This is a genomic window from Thalassospira sp. TSL5-1, from assembly GCF_001907695.1.
Taxonomy (GTDB): domain Bacteria; phylum Pseudomonadota; class Alphaproteobacteria; order Rhodospirillales; family Thalassospiraceae; genus Thalassospira.
The window spans coordinates 1,068,707-1,082,163 of sequence record NZ_KV880638.1 but is presented as its reverse complement, the minus strand read 5'-3'; the positions used below and the strand labels follow the sequence as shown (position 1 = coordinate 1,082,163).

The 13,457-nt window shown below is 55.2% G+C and carries 13 protein-coding genes; 4 read left to right on the top strand and 9 right to left on the bottom strand.

Annotated elements, in window-relative coordinates; all coding sequences use genetic code 11:
- Positions 1-39: 39 nt before the first annotated feature.
- Both LF95_RS14495 and LF95_RS14490 read left to right on the top strand, forming a co-directional pair.
- Positions 40-1,005 carry a LysR family transcriptional regulator gene (locus tag LF95_RS14495; RefSeq protein ID WP_143182048.1) on the top strand — a complete coding sequence of 322 codons (966 nt, stop codon included), beginning with the start codon at positions 40-42 and terminating at the stop codon, positions 1,003-1,005.
- Between the two features lie 281 nt (positions 1,006-1,286).
- Positions 1,287-2,489 carry an aspartate transaminase gene (locus tag LF95_RS14490; RefSeq protein ID WP_073955741.1) on the top strand — a complete coding sequence of 401 codons (1,203 nt, stop codon included), beginning with the start codon at positions 1,287-1,289 and terminating at the stop codon, positions 2,487-2,489.
- An 87-nt stretch (positions 2,490-2,576) separates the two neighbouring features.
- On the opposite strand, the gene LF95_RS14485 is transcribed toward LF95_RS14490, so the two are convergent.
- The 8 genes from LF95_RS14485 to LF95_RS14450 all read right to left on the bottom strand — a co-directional run bounded on the left by LF95_RS14485 (position 2,577) and on the right by LF95_RS14450 (position 11,528).
- Positions 2,577-2,987 carry a DUF3830 family protein gene (locus tag LF95_RS14485; RefSeq protein WP_073955740.1) on the bottom strand — a complete coding sequence of 137 codons (411 nt, stop codon included), beginning with the start codon at positions 2,985-2,987 and terminating at the stop codon, positions 2,577-2,579.
- A 13-nt stretch (positions 2,988-3,000) separates the two neighbouring features.
- Positions 3,001-4,542 carry a dihydropyrimidinase gene (gene hydA, locus LF95_RS14480; RefSeq protein ID WP_256359960.1) on the bottom strand — a complete coding sequence of 514 codons (1,542 nt, stop codon included), beginning with the start codon at positions 4,540-4,542 and terminating at the stop codon, positions 3,001-3,003.
- Entirely contained in the window at positions 4,448-5,176 is a 729-nt protein-coding gene (locus LF95_RS14475) for an amino acid ABC transporter ATP-binding protein (RefSeq protein WP_073955738.1), read from the bottom strand. The genes hydA and LF95_RS14475 overlap by 95 nt, the downstream gene beginning before the upstream one ends.
- Positions 5,173-8,154 carry an FAD-dependent oxidoreductase gene (locus tag LF95_RS14470; protein WP_073955737.1) on the bottom strand — a complete coding sequence of 994 codons (2,982 nt, stop codon included), beginning with the start codon at positions 8,152-8,154 and terminating at the stop codon, positions 5,173-5,175. Before LF95_RS14470 ends, LF95_RS14475 begins: the two co-directional genes overlap by 4 nt.
- A 13-nt stretch (positions 8,155-8,167) precedes the next feature.
- Positions 8,168-9,058 carry a 4-hydroxy-tetrahydrodipicolinate synthase gene (gene dapA / locus LF95_RS14465; protein WP_073955736.1) on the bottom strand — a complete coding sequence of 297 codons (891 nt, stop codon included), beginning with the start codon at positions 9,056-9,058 and terminating at the stop codon, positions 8,168-8,170.
- A 20-nt stretch (positions 9,059-9,078) separates the two neighbouring features.
- The gene (locus LF95_RS14460; protein ID WP_073955735.1) at positions 9,079-9,771 is read right to left on the bottom strand and encodes an amino acid ABC transporter permease; all 693 of its coding nucleotides are present in this window, start codon (positions 9,769-9,771) and stop codon (positions 9,079-9,081) included.
- Between the two features lie 147 nt (positions 9,772-9,918).
- Positions 9,919-10,743: an ABC transporter substrate-binding protein gene (locus LF95_RS14455; protein WP_073956301.1), complete on the bottom strand. Its 825-nt coding sequence runs from the start codon at positions 10,741-10,743 to the stop codon at positions 9,919-9,921.
- A 134-nt stretch (positions 10,744-10,877) separates the two neighbouring features.
- The gene (locus tag LF95_RS14450) at positions 10,878-11,528 is read right to left on the bottom strand and encodes a GntR family transcriptional regulator (protein ID WP_073955734.1); all 651 of its coding nucleotides are present in this window, start codon (positions 11,526-11,528) and stop codon (positions 10,878-10,880) included.
- A 78-nt stretch (positions 11,529-11,606) separates the two neighbouring features.
- Here LF95_RS14450 and LF95_RS14445 point away from each other — a divergent pair, with 78 nt between their 5' ends.
- Positions 11,607-12,299 carry a GntR family transcriptional regulator gene (locus LF95_RS14445; protein WP_252509772.1) on the top strand — a complete coding sequence of 231 codons (693 nt, stop codon included), beginning with the start codon at positions 11,607-11,609 and terminating at the stop codon, positions 12,297-12,299.
- On the opposite strand, the gene LF95_RS14440 is transcribed toward LF95_RS14445, so the two are convergent.
- Positions 12,265-12,615 carry a hypothetical protein gene (locus LF95_RS14440; protein ID WP_143182047.1) on the bottom strand — a complete coding sequence of 117 codons (351 nt, stop codon included), beginning with the start codon at positions 12,613-12,615 and terminating at the stop codon, positions 12,265-12,267. The two genes, LF95_RS14445 and LF95_RS14440, sit on opposite strands and share 35 nt — an antisense overlap.
- A 26-nt stretch (positions 12,616-12,641) precedes the next feature.
- Between LF95_RS14440 and LF95_RS14435 the strand changes: the two genes are divergently transcribed.
- Positions 12,642-13,454: an alpha/beta fold hydrolase gene (locus tag LF95_RS14435; protein WP_073955732.1), complete on the top strand. Its 813-nt coding sequence runs from the start codon at positions 12,642-12,644 to the stop codon at positions 13,452-13,454.
- The last annotated feature ends 3 nt before the right edge of the window (positions 13,455-13,457 follow it).

Here is a 13,457-nt window from a genome sequence, read left to right as displayed (position 1 = left end):
AGTGAGTTATTCTTCACTTTAGTTACGTTTTACGAAAGTGTGAGCGTTTATACTGAGGGGGAAATGGCCTTGCCGATCAATCATAAATCGCTGGAGGCTCTGCGCGCCTTTGTCGAAACCGGCTCTGTCAACGGGGCATCGGATCGCCTTTTTAGAACCGCCCCTCAAATAAGCCGCCTGCTTTCTGCGCTGGAGGACGAGGTTGGTTTTCCCGTGTTATCTCGCCGCGGACGACGGCTTCGGCTCACCAAAGAAGGCAAGGAATTTTATCAGGAAGTAGAAAGGCTTATGCTGTGCCACGATGATCTGAATTTACGCGCAGATCAAATCAGGCGCGGCAAAACCGAACATATTCGCATCCTCGCCGCCCCCTTTATTTCCCATGCCGTCATCAACCAGACCCTAGCGCACATCATGATGCGCCGCCCCGATATGACAGCTCAAATCGACTCTCGTGTGCGCCTTGATATTGATGTTTGGGTGACAGAAGAAACCTTTGATCTCGGCATCGCACCCCTGCCAATTAAAGAGGGTGTTTTTAACATCGAACCCTTTCTGGAATTGCCAATGGTCGCGGTTATGAACCCGTCGCATCCCCTGGCTGCCCAAAAAATCGTCACGTTTGATGATTTTTCCAGCCATCAAATCATTGCGACTCACGCGCGTTCCCTGCTAGGTCAGCATCTTCAGTCGCTTGTCAAAAGAACGGGGAAACGCCTTAATGTCCGTGTCGAGGCACGTAACGGCGTTATCGCCTGTCAGATGGCGGGGCTTAACCTTGGCTGCTGCCTTGCCGATCCTTTTGTCGCCCTGTCTAGCGGCGTTGACGATTTGGTGATCCGGCCCTTTGAGCCCGGTGGCATTTTAAAATACGGGTTTCTGTATCCGGCCGGTCGCAATCGAACCGAAATCGTCGATGAAGTCGCCACCGAAATTCGACACCGTACCACCGAGCTTGCGCGTCATATTTTCGATGACGATGTCCGGTTGTCCTTACGACTATAAAGGGCGAAGGCACAGATACCCTTTGCCAGCCTGCCCCTGCACAGTGCAGGCAAAAGCAGGACGCGCCGCCAGTAGCATCAAAACTTTTACGGAACCCACACCGGCCAAGCGCGTTTAACAGGCCGTATCATCGCAGAACCCGTAATCAAGACCTTAAAACATCCCAAAGAACCCGCAAAAGCGCCTAAACCAACTTGAATTGCGTTAAAACCGGGCGTAGGGTCCGAACCGGAAGAACAAGAGTCTTTCCATTTCTCATTTCATTCCAGGGAAACAGACCAATGGCGTTTATTGCCGACCGTTTGAGCCGTATCAAACCTTCTCCTACCATTGCTGTCACCACCAAGGCCGCAGAACTCAAAGCTGCTGGCGTTGATGTTATCGGCCTTGGCGCAGGCGAGCCGGATTTCGATACCCCCGACAACATCAAAAATGCTGCAAAAGCCGCCCTTGATGCTGGCAAGACCAAATACACTCCGGTCGCTGGCACCCCGGAATTGCGCAAGGCGATTGTTGCCAAGTTCAAACGCGAAAACGACCTGGAATACACCATCGACGAAATCACCGTTGGCTGTGGCGGCAAACAGACGCTGTTTAACGCCCTGTTTGCCACGCTGAACCCGGGTGATGAAGTTGTCATTCCGGCCCCTTACTGGGTGTCCTACCCGGACATGACCCTGATGGCCGAAGGCACCCCCGTGGTTGTCGAATGCCAGGAAGAAAACGACTTCAAAATCACCGCTGCCGAACTTGAAGCCGCGATTACGCCGAAAACCAAATGGCTGGTCCTGAACTCGCCCTCCAACCCGACGGGTGCGGCCTATTCACGCGCCGAACTGCGCGCCCTGGCCGATGTTCTGCTGAAACACGACCACGTTTATATCATGTCGGACGACATGTATGAGCACCTGGTCTATGACGGTTTTGAATTCACCACCATCGCCCAGGTCGAACCGAAGCTGAAGGCTCGCACCCTGACGTGCAACGGTGTGTCCAAATCCTATGCCATGACCGGCTGGCGTTTGGGCTATGCCGCAGGCCCGGTTGAACTGATCAAGGCGATCAACAAGGTTCAGTCGCAAAGCAGCACGCATACCTCGTCGATCAGCCAGGCCGCCTCGGTCGAGGCGCTGAACGGCCCGCAGGACTTCCTTGCCGAACGCGCCGAAGTGTTCAAATCGCGCCGCGACCTGGTTGTGGCAAAAATTAACGAATGCGAAGGGCTGAGCTGCAAAACGCCGGAAGGGGCATTTTATGTTTATCCGTCGTGCGCCGGTACCATTGGTAAAACCACGCCGGATGGCAAAAAGATCGAAACCGATACCGATTTCGTGACCTACCTTCTGGAAGCCGAAGGCGTTGCCGCGGTTCAGGGAACGGCCTTTGGCCTGGCCCCTTATTTCCGCATTTCCTATGCCACCTCGACCGAGGCATTGGAAGAAGCCTGCAAGCGCATTAAACGCGCCTGTGCCGCTTTGAAATAAGACGTTTCATCAAGGTTCATCTCATGACAAAGCCCGGTCCAGAAGGACCGGGCTTTGTTGTTTCAGGCGAAAACCCTTTGCCTGTCATCAGGCGGCTTCAAAACGGATTTTATGCGCCCCTTTCCACAAAACCGCATTGCCCAGTTCGGGCAATTTATCAAGGTTTGAGGTGATAGTGATAAAGTGATTGCCGGCCAACTGGCCCATTTTCGATGAAAAATCCACCCCGCCATAGGCCAGCAGAATTTCCGTTTCGCTAATCCCGCCCGGATACAAAATGATGTGGCCCGGTGCCGGGTGGCTGGTGTGGTTTTCATAATCCACGCCAAAGGTGTAATCGCCCAGCGGAATCCAAACCCCTTCACCCGACCAGCGCACATGCACGATATCACCTTCATATGGCAGCAATTTACGAAACGCTTCCGAGGTTTTCGGCGCCTTTTCGCATTCAAGCCAGGCATCGAATTCATAAGGGCCAGCGTAAACTTTCAACTTCATTGCAGTCTCCTGATCAAACGGAAGCGGGGAATAAACGATTATGGGCAGGGCGATAACGGCCATCGCCTTTTTGCCCGGTAAGGATGCCATCCCTGACCATGACCTTGCCACCCAGCACAATTGTGGTGGGCCAGCCGGTCAATTCCAGGCCTTCATAGGGGGAATAATCGGAACCATCATGCAAATCGGCATGGCGCACGGTGCGTTTTTCCGCCGGGTCCCAAATTGCAATATCGGCATCCGCCCCAATGGCAATGGTGCCTTTTTGCGGATACAGCCCATAGGTTTTGGCGTGGTTGGTCGATGTCATGGCAACAAAGCGGTTAATATCAATGCGCCCTTTCATCACCCCTTCGGAAAACAGGATCGGCATGCGGGTTTCAACACCGGGAATGCCGTTGGGGATATGGCGAAAACTGGTAAGGCCCTTGGGGGTTCGCTTGCCTTGCGGGTCATCATAACGAAACGGGCAATGATCGGACGAAAACAGATCAAACACACCGGTTTCAATGCCGCGCCAGCATTCGGCCTGGGCGGCCTTGTCACGCGGTGGGGGCGAGCAGACAAACTTCGCCCCTTCCCAATCCATCCCGTCCAGATCATCAGCCGTTAACATCAGATATTGCGGGCAGGTTTCGCCAACCACCTTTGATCCCCGGCTGCGCGCACGCGATATTTCATCGCGGGCTTCGCCATTGGAAACATGCACAATCACAATCGGCACATCGACAACTTCGGCCAGGGCCAGGGCGCGATGGGTGGCCTCGCGTTCCACCGCAACCGGGCGGGTGGTCGCGTGGGTGCGCGGGGCAACATCACCCACCTTTTCATGCTTTTCGATCAAAAAGCGAATGGCATCCTCGTTTTCACAATGCACCATCACCGTGGCCCCGGTATCACGCGCCACATCCAGGGTGCGCAAAATCGCGGCATCATCCAGGCGCAAATCCTCGTAGGTCATAAAAACCTTAAGCGAAGTATAACCATCAGCAATCAGGGCAGGCAGGTCCTGGCCCAGTACGGCCTGCGTTGGATCACAAATGATCAGATGAAAGCTGACATCGGTGTAACATTTACCCTCCGCCTGATCGTGATAATCCTTCAGTGTTTCACGAAGCGGGGTGCCCTTTTCCTGCAGGCAGAAGGGCATGATGGTGGTGTTTCCGCCAAAAAGAGCCGACAGCGTACCACTTTCAAAATCATCGGCCATGACAATCCCCTCGCCCGAGGGCTGCGAGATATGAACATGGCTATCAATGCCGCCAGGCAGAACATATTTGCCAGCGGCATCAATTTGCTGTGCACCGCCCGACAGGTTGTCGCCCATCTGTACAATCTTTCCATCACGAATGGCGATGTCGCATTTGAAGGTATCCGATGCCGTGGCAACGACACCGTTTTTGATCACAAGATCAAACTGGCTCATGGATCGTCTCTCTTTGCTGGTCGATCGGTTGGGGTTAGTGCGCCAGAATTTTGCTAAGGAACCCTTCGGTGCGCGGGTTGCGGTTTCCGGCAAAGAATTCTTCTGTCGGGCAATCTTCAACAATTTCACCGCGATCAATAAAAATCATGCGGGTGGCAACCCGGCGGGCAAATCCCATTTCGTGGGTCACGACCATCATGGTCATGCCGTCACGGGCAAGCCCGGTCATCACATCGAGCACTTCCGAAATCATTTCCGGGTCCAGGGCGGATGTTGGCTCGTCAAACAGCATCGCCATCGGTTCCATCGCCAGGGCACGGGCAATGGCAACGCGCTGTTGCTGCCCGCCCGAAAGCTGAAGCGGATATTTGGGGGCCTGTGCCGCCAACCCCACCCGATCAAGCAATTCCAGCGCCTTTTTGCGCGACAATTCCGGGCTGCGCCCCAAAACCGTGCGCTGGGCCAGCATGATATTGTCGATGATCGTTAAATGCGGAAAAAGTTCAAAGTTTTGAAAAACCATGCCCACCCGGCTGCGCAAATCTGGCAGGTCGGTTGCCGGGTCGCCCACCTCGATGCCATCCACACGGATGGACCCTTCCTGAAACGGCTCCAGCGCATTGACGCATTTGATCAGGGTGGATTTACCCGACCCGGAAGGCCCGCAAATTACGACCACTTCGCCTTTATCAACACCGGTAGAGCAGTTTTTCAGGACCTGATAATCGCCATACCATTTGCTTACATCGGTTAATTCAATCATGGCTGTCCTTTGGAAAAACGTGAAATCGAAAAGGGTTCAAGCCCGCGTGCCTGCCTTTGGCCGGAAATCAGCCCGGCGGTGATATGCCCCACCAGCGGGCCAAGCGTGTAGCCGTTTGAGGTAACAGCATTAAAGAAGCCGGGCTGGTCGGGGTGTTCCCCCAAAATGGGTGCGCCATCAATATTGATGTTCATCGCCGCCCAGCTGCGAATGATGTGAAGTTTGCGCAAGGCGGGCACCACATGCTGGGCGACCCACAAATTGCCTTCCAGACTATCAAGTAACGGGCGCGGATGGTGATGCACCGGGTCCAGCCCTGCCGTCCAGCCACCGCCAATAATGAAATTACCGTTGCTGGCCTGCTTTAAGGTCAAATGCCGGTCCGCATGGGCAACAAGGCAGCCAATCAGCGGCGCAACGGCTTCGGTCACAACCATTTGCAGGGGTACCCCAAAAACCGGCACCTCCAGGCCCAGCATTTTGCCAATGCGCGATGCGTAAGCCCCCGCCGCATTGACAATATTTTTAGCACGTACGACACCGCGCCCGGTGGTGACGGCAAAATACGCCCCGTCTTTTTCAATACGGGTCACTTCGGCACGGTCAAACACACTGGCACCTGCAACACGGGCGGCATCCAGCACGCATTGGGTGGCAACCAGCGGGTTGATTTTGCCTTCCTGCGGGCAATAGGCCGCACCGGCAAATTTACGTGACAGAGCTGGTTCGAGGGCAAACAATTCATCCCTGCCGATCACCTGGCAATCCACCCCCATGCTGCGTTCCGCGCGGGTTTTCGCCTCCAGAAACCGCATGTCATGGTCGCTTTCGGCCACCATGACGCCACCGGTGATTTTCATTTCAAAATCGGCGGCGAGATCATTTTGCAAATCGGCCCATAACTGGATTGAATCGCGTTGAAGCGGCAGGGTTTGCTGGGCCGGCGTTCCACCGCCTTCGGCCCGTGCACCATGATCAAACGATAAAAGCTGCGCATGCAGGCTGCCCGCATTCCCGCCCGATGCCAGCGAATTGGGATAGGCCCTGTCTATCACCACAACATCACGGCCCGCCTGCGCCAAAAACAATGCCGTCGAAATGCCCGCAATACCTGCGCCAATCACCAGTGTTTCGGTGTGCGATACCGGCAGCGGGTCGGCGCAATAGAGCGGTGGGTTTTGTGGCAAATAGCTGCGTTTGTGCCCGCCCCATTCGGGTTTTTCGCGTGCCAGTGCCGCCAATGGCACCGGTCGCAACGGCATTTGCGGGGCAAGGAAACCGGTTTTTTCACTTATCTGGCGTTTGCCAGGGCCCGTTGGACTGGCATGATGAATGTGGTGGGCTGCGGCAATCGCCTGTACATTGTGGCTGCAATACCGCCCCTGACAACGGCCCATGCCCGCACGCGACAATCGTTTCAGCGTGGCAACATCATCGCAGGCGGTTTGCGCAAGAGCACGCAGGGTTTGCAGGGTCACTTTTTCGCACCGGCAAATTTCGGTATCACCGGGAAGATCATTAACACTGGTTTCATCAACCTGATAAAGCGACCATAGTGCGCGTTGAAACGCCTGATAGCGGGCCAGTTTAGCCGCAATCCCCCCGGTACGGACTGCAAAACCCAGTTTTTGGGCAAGGGTCGCTCCGGTCAATTTGCCCTGGGTCAGGGCAACATGGGCACCACCAAACTGCGCGGCTTCACCAATGCTGTAAATGTCATCCTGGGTGGTTTTGCCTGTCGCATCGCGCCGGGCAACCAGTTGCCCCTTTACCACATCATGCGCGCAGCCCAGCAAACGCGACAGTTCGTTTGATGCTGTAAACCCACCCCCCAAAAGAACGGTATCAGCGTTAAAAACCCGGGCGCCGTCGGGCGTTGCAACCTCGACCGTTTGCACCGTGCCTGTTTCACTGGCCAGAATACGGGTGACGCTGCTGCCCCATAAAACCGGCACGCCTCCCAGCCTAAGGGCGGATACCTGCCGTGCCCCACGCAGGGCCAGTTGCGGGTCCTTTTGAAACAGTTGCAACAAGTTTGCCGGTTGCTGCCACGGCGATGGTGCAGCCTCCAGCACGGCCACCACATCCGCGCCGATTTTGCGCAATTCCGTTGCCACTTGCAAATTTAAGGGGCCATTGCCCGCAATCAGGATACGCTTGCCCGGCGCTGTGCCATAACTGCGCAAAAAGGTTTGCGCTGCCCCTGTGGTCATCACACCGGGCAGGGTCCAGCCGGGGATCGGGGCCGGGCGTTCAAAGGCCCCGGTGGCAATGACCAAAGCCCCGGGAAACACATAAAACGCGCCTTCCGGGCCATACAAACCCACTTTCAGGCGACCATCCCCCTGGCGTTCCGCCCCCCAGACAACGGTTTTTTCGGAAAGACTCACCCCGGCATCACGGGCCTGCGTAATCAGCTTTGCGCCGGCCGATATTTGCGCATCATGCTGATAATGCTGCTGTGCCGTGCCCGATGACGGCTGTTTGAAATATTGCCCCCCCGGTGCGGACCGGTCATCCACCATCATCACCCTGGCCCCTGCCTGTGCAGCCATGACCGCCGCTGCCAACCCGGCAGGCCCGGCCCCAACCACAAGAATGTCGGTTTCATCGCTGGAAATATTCGTCGGTGGGGTGGTGATTTCCGTAATCGTGTTGGTCGTCGCGGCGTAGGGCGTGCCAATCGCGGGCCGGGCCGCCTGCGTGCTGACCTGCATGTTGGGTTCTACCAGCGTCATGCAGGATCGCTGGCTGGCAACATGGTCAATCGTCACCAGGCATTCGTTGCAAACGCCCATGCCGCAAAACACACCCCGGCCCTGCGCTTCGGATACAGGTGCAAGGTTGCGAATGCCCGCCGCATAAAGGGCGGCAGCAACGCTTTGCCCGCGCTGTGCGGTCATGGCACGCCCATCATAAAAGAATTGCACTTCTGTGCTTTCATCCGGGCGGGGTGTGGTTGGGAACGGGCTTTGCATGGGCCAGTTTGCCTTATTGCGCAAAGGTCAGATTAAAATCCGACACCAGTTGTTGCATCACCTGGTCCTGGGCCCTGGGCAAAGGCAAGCGCGGCGGGCGCGGCGGCCCTGCCTGAAACCCCATATGCGACAATAACGATTTTGTCCCCGCGACATAGGCCTGCCCGGCCACTGCCTCAATAATCGGCAGCCATTTCAGGTAAAGCGCACGGGCTTCGTCGATTTTGCCTTCATCGGCAACCAGTTCAAAAATGCGTGCCATTGGCCCAGGCGCGACATTGGATGCCACCGCCACCCAGCCCTGCGCCCCCATGACAAAGGATTCAAACCCAAGAATACCGCCAAACACGGTCATGTTTTCCCCGGCGAACCGGATAATGTCGCGCACGCGCGTGATTTCCAGGGTGGATTCCTTGATATAATCGCAGCCATCAATTTGCGCGATACGGGCCACCAGGTCGGGTTTCAAATCAACATTCGACGTTGCCGGGTTGTTGTAAACCATAACCGGAATGGAAATCGCCTCGGCAATGGTCTGATAATGCACCACAAGTTCATCATCGGTCGGGGTGGAATAAAAGGGCGGGATCACCATCACCCCGTCCGCCCCCATTGTTTGGGCAATCCTGCTGAGCCGGACCGCTTCGCGGGTATCTTCCGCCCCTGTGCCAATCAACACCGGAACACGCCCGGCGACGGTTTCAATCACGGTGCGGGCAACGGCATCGCGTTCTTCCTGTGACAGCGACAAAAATTCGCCGGTTGATCCCAGCGGGATCAGGCCATGAATGCCCTGGCGAATTTGCCAGTCGGTAAAATCGACAAGGGCTTTAAGATCCAGGGAGCCGTCATCGGCAAGGGGGGTAATCATAACGGTGAAAACACCGCGAAACTTGAGGCTCATTTTATCGAAATCCTGGAAAATCAACGTTGTTCTGCAAGCGATACATGGGCCGTCGAACGGCCAAATCTTTTTTCAATTCTGCGCTGCACCAGGTCCCACAATGTGGTCAGAACCAGGTAATAAATGGCGGCAACGGCAAACAGTTCCAGCACCATGAATTTTTCCTGGATCAAAACCTGGGTGCGGCGCAAAAGTTCTTCCATTGAAATAACCGACGTCACAGACGTGGTTTTCAACAGGCCATTCACCGAATTGCCCAAGGGCGGAATAATCACCTTGAAAGCCTGGGGCATCACAATGTGACGCATGATTTTGCGTTCGGTCATGCCCAATGCCCGACCGGCACGGGTTTGCCCCTCGGGCACGGCCTGGATCCCGGAACGGATAATTTCGGCAAGATAGGCCGCCTCGTTCAAAGCCAAGCCCAGCAAGGCGGCCTCAATCACGCTAAAGCGGATGCCAAGCTGGGGAAGGGCTGTGTAAATAATGATCAACTGAACCAGAAGCGGAGTTCCGCGAAACAGCCAGATATAAAAACGGGCAAAAATTTTAACCGGTTGCGCATGTGACCGCCGCATCAGGGCAAGGATAAAGCCCAGCACCAAACCGCCAATCAGGGAAACGACTGTCAGCCAGATTGTTGTGACAACACCGCCCAGGATATAGGAATTAAACAAATATCCGAAAAAGCCGGGCCAGTTCCAAGTTTCCATGTCGTTCGCTTTCGGGAAGTTAGGGCAAGACAGAAGCCGCGCGGGATCGGCCTGTGAACATGATGTTGTCCATGTGAGGGGTGCCGGAAACAGAACAACAAGCAAGGGAGAAAACACGCCTTCCTGTTTCCGGCGGGTGGTTCCGGGTTATTTGATTTCGTATTTGGCCTTGGGAACCGCGATGCCATATTCGCCAAACAGTTTGGCGATGGTGCCATCGGCTTTCATATCGTCCATGACCTTCAGCACGGCTTCGGCCAGTGGACGGTTTTTAAACGCCAGCGCCACCGGGGCCGGATACAGACCGCTTAACACGCGGTCAAAATCGCCACGGGCATCATATTCCTTGGCAACGGCATCAATCGAAACAACACCGTCAACCTGCCCCGCCCGCAAGGCCTGATAGGCCAGAGCGAAATTATCAAACGTGCGAATATCCAGGCCTTTCAGCCCCTCGGCCTTCAGCTCGGCATCCATTGCCCGGGTTTTGCTTTCTTCAAAACCGCCAATTTCAACACCGATAACCTTTCCGGCCAGATCCTCTTTTTTGCTGACAGATTTGCCTGTGCCCGGCGCCATCGAAATGCTGATGGCCTGGTCTTCATACGGGATCATTTCCATGATCTTGGCGCGTTCTTCGTTATAGAAAATGCCGGTATTGATCATGTCCCAGCGTCCCCCTGCGAGGCCCGGAATCATGGCCGAAAATTCGATGCGAATATATTCAGGGGTCAGGCATAAACGCTTGGCAATCATTTTACCCAGCTCCACTCGCATCCCTTTCAAATCGCCATTTGAATCGATGAACTGTAATGGCGGCAAGGTCGGGTTGGTGGACATGATCAGCGTGCCAGGCTTCACCAAGTCGGAATCGGGAACAGCCGGGCTGCAGGATGCCGCAAAAACAGGCGACGTGCCGACACCCAAAACCGCTGCACAAATGGCGGTAGCAAAAAACAGACGTGAAAGCATGATAACCCCTGTGAGTGATATTGTTTCTATGTCATTTTTGCCAATCGCATTCGATTGGTATACCACTTTAATACACAAAAAATATGCACACGACAAGTGCAACAAAATCACCTGCTCAAAAATCATGCAAGATCTTAAAAATTCTCGATAATTTTTTGTCTTATTTCATGCAAATGGCGGTGCATGGCTTCCTTTGCCCCCGCTGCATCATGCACGGCAAGGGCATTCACAATCATCCGGTGATCAGCAGAACCGGGCTTGCCCCGCCCTGAAAGCTGGTGGCGTTCAAAGATGGCAGTATAGCGGCGCATCTCGATAATTGTCTTGAAAATAAAGGGGTTGCCGCTGCTTTCACCAATTGTTTGATGCAATATGTCATCGAAATCCCACAGCACATCCGCCTCGACATCCGATGTGTTTTCGATGTCGCTTAATAACGAGTCGAGCCGCTTTAAATCCGCGGCACTCATGCGCTCTGCCGCCAGCGCGGCCGCCGTAGGCTCGATCAAAAGGCGCAAATTCAGGCAATTCAGATAATCCTCCAGCGTTACCACCCGCACCGTCAGGATACCCCGGCTATTGCGCACCAAAAGCCCCTGCCCCTCCAGACGGCCCAGCGCATCGCGCATGGGCGAACGCGAAACACCCATTTGGTCGGCAAGACGACGTTCCTGCACAATGGTGCCCCCGGCCAGTTGGCCCTCAAGGATGCTTTTTAACAAACGCGCAAAAACACTGTCTGCAAGGCTTTGATTGTCGGGAGTGCTGTTTGATGGCTCTTTCAATTATCTGTACTCACGCTGGATTCTTATTAGTATATATTCGGTATACCGCGTGAAACCGATAGAATGAAAAGGAAATACATGTCGGGGAGCAAGGAAAATTCCATGATCATCGCGCGTGGCGAGGAAACCGGCGGGCCTCATAACCTAGCGACATTAACCTACAAGGCCGTTTCCGAGATGATCCGTCACCGCCGCCTCAATGGGGGCGATGTGATTGTCGAGGCACGTCTGGCCGAAACACTGGGTATTTCCCGCACCCCCCTTCGCGAAGCCCTCCAGCGCCTGGAAGGCGAAGGACTGGTACGCAAGGGCGATGGACGGAATTATGTCGTACGACGTGTTGATGTCGGGGAATATTTGCAAAGCCTGCGCCTGCGTAAAATCATCGAACCCGAAGCCGCCGTTCTTGCCATGAGCGCCATCCCCCGCAAGCAATTGATGTCCGTGCGCCGCGAAATCGAAGACCTGATGGATGGCACAGCCTATCACACCGATGCCCACTGGTTTTCGGACGACAACCTGCACAATATGATCATCGATCATTGTGGCAACGAGGTCATGGCACAAACCCTGCGGGGCCTGCGGGCAACCACGCGGCTGTTTGAAATTGCCCGTCTGAAAGAACGCCTGCAACCGGATTCGTCAGAACATCTCGCCATCATCGAGGCCCTGTCCGCCCATGACGAAGCAAAAGTACGCGAAACGGTTGCCGTCCATGTCCAAAGCCTGATCAGCTTTACCCGCCATCATTTGGGCATTCCATCGGCCTGAAAATGATCGTCCATTTCAGGCGACCTGCCCGTGATAGCAGCGCAATCATGACCAGATTTGCGATTTTGATCGTTGGGGTTTGAAGCCCTTTGGCCTGCCCCTTCCAGAATTCCAACTGGCAGAGCTTCTGAAACGCCCGGCTGTTTAGATCATCCCGCAGTGACGCATATACCACCATGCGCAGATGTTTTTCTTTAATCCAAGACAAAGCTGGCATGAGCACGGGAGCCTTCGGAACACCGCTGCACACTGCTGCACACCGCTGCACTTGCCGGGAGGCATAATCTTCGCCATGATAAAACCAATATTCACGCACCAAAATACCGATAATTCAGGGTTCCCATGCAAAAAGACAATTTCCACGCTATTGTCGACGGTGTTCGCCTTGCCTGTCAGCACCTTGTCCCGGATCATTCCCGGCTTTGCGCCGGGGCGGAGGATCAGGCCGATGCCCCCACCATCATCCTGCTGCATGAGGCCCTGGGCACCATTCGCATGTGGCGCGATTTTCCGCAAAGGCTGGCAAATGCAACCGGGCTCTCCTGCCTGGTATATGAAAGGCGTGGTCATGGCACATCCGACCCGCAAACGGTGGTCCCACGCCCGATAGATTTCCATAACGAGGAAACCGACCGTTTCCTGCATGGCCTGATTTCCAGCCTAAAGCTGAAAAATCCCATCCTGTTTGGTCACAGTGACGGGGCCACCATTGCGCTAAAATATGCCGCCCGTTTTCCCACCGTGCCCCGCGCCGTCATCAGCCTGGCCGCCCATGTTTTTGTCGAGGATGTCACGATCGACGGCATCGAAATGGCGGCCCGAACCTATGCCAGCACAGACTGGAAATCACGGCTTGAACGTCACCATTTTGACCAGACCAACACCGTCTTTCGCGCCTGGGTCGATACCTGGCGCCAACCGGCCTTCCGCGACTGGCAAATGATCGACGAACTGCCTGCCATCACCTGCCCCGCCCTGATCCTGCAGGGCGATGACGACCAGTTTGGCAGTGACGAACAAGTCACCACCATCGCCCACCATGTCAGCGGCCCCGTTACCAGCCACATCATCCCCAGTTGCGGGCACATTCCCCACCTTGAATCCCCCGCTGCCGTTCTCGAGTCGGTTCGTCACTTTCTGGACACTTATTGTTAGTTA

Bases quoted from the DNA above. Each gene is read 5' to 3' on its own strand.
- dapA (WP_073955736.1), bottom strand. From the start codon at position 9,058: ATGAGCCTCAAGTTTCGCGGTGTTTTCACCGTTATGATTACCCCCCTT.
- LF95_RS14445 (WP_252509772.1), top strand. From the start codon at position 11,607: ATGTCGGGGAGCAAGGAAAATTCCATGATCATCGCGCGTGGCGAGGAA.
- LF95_RS14455 (WP_073956301.1), bottom strand. From the start codon at position 10,743: ATGCTTTCACGTCTGTTTTTTGCTACCGCCATTTGTGCAGCGGTTTTG.
- LF95_RS14485 (WP_073955740.1), bottom strand. From the start codon at position 2,987: ATGAAGTTGAAAGTTTACGCTGGCCCTTATGAATTCGATGCCTGGCTT.
- LF95_RS14490 (WP_073955741.1), top strand. From the start codon at position 1,287: ATGGCGTTTATTGCCGACCGTTTGAGCCGTATCAAACCTTCTCCTACC.
- LF95_RS14470 (WP_073955737.1), bottom strand. From the start codon at position 8,154: ATGCAAAGCCCGTTCCCAACCACACCCCGCCCGGATGAAAGCACAGAA.
- LF95_RS14475 (WP_073955738.1), bottom strand. From the start codon at position 5,176: ATGATTGAATTAACCGATGTAAGCAAATGGTATGGCGATTATCAGGTC.
- LF95_RS14460 (WP_073955735.1), bottom strand. From the start codon at position 9,771: ATGGAAACTTGGAACTGGCCCGGCTTTTTCGGATATTTGTTTAATTCC.
- LF95_RS14435 (WP_073955732.1), top strand. From the start codon at position 12,642: ATGCAAAAAGACAATTTCCACGCTATTGTCGACGGTGTTCGCCTTGCC.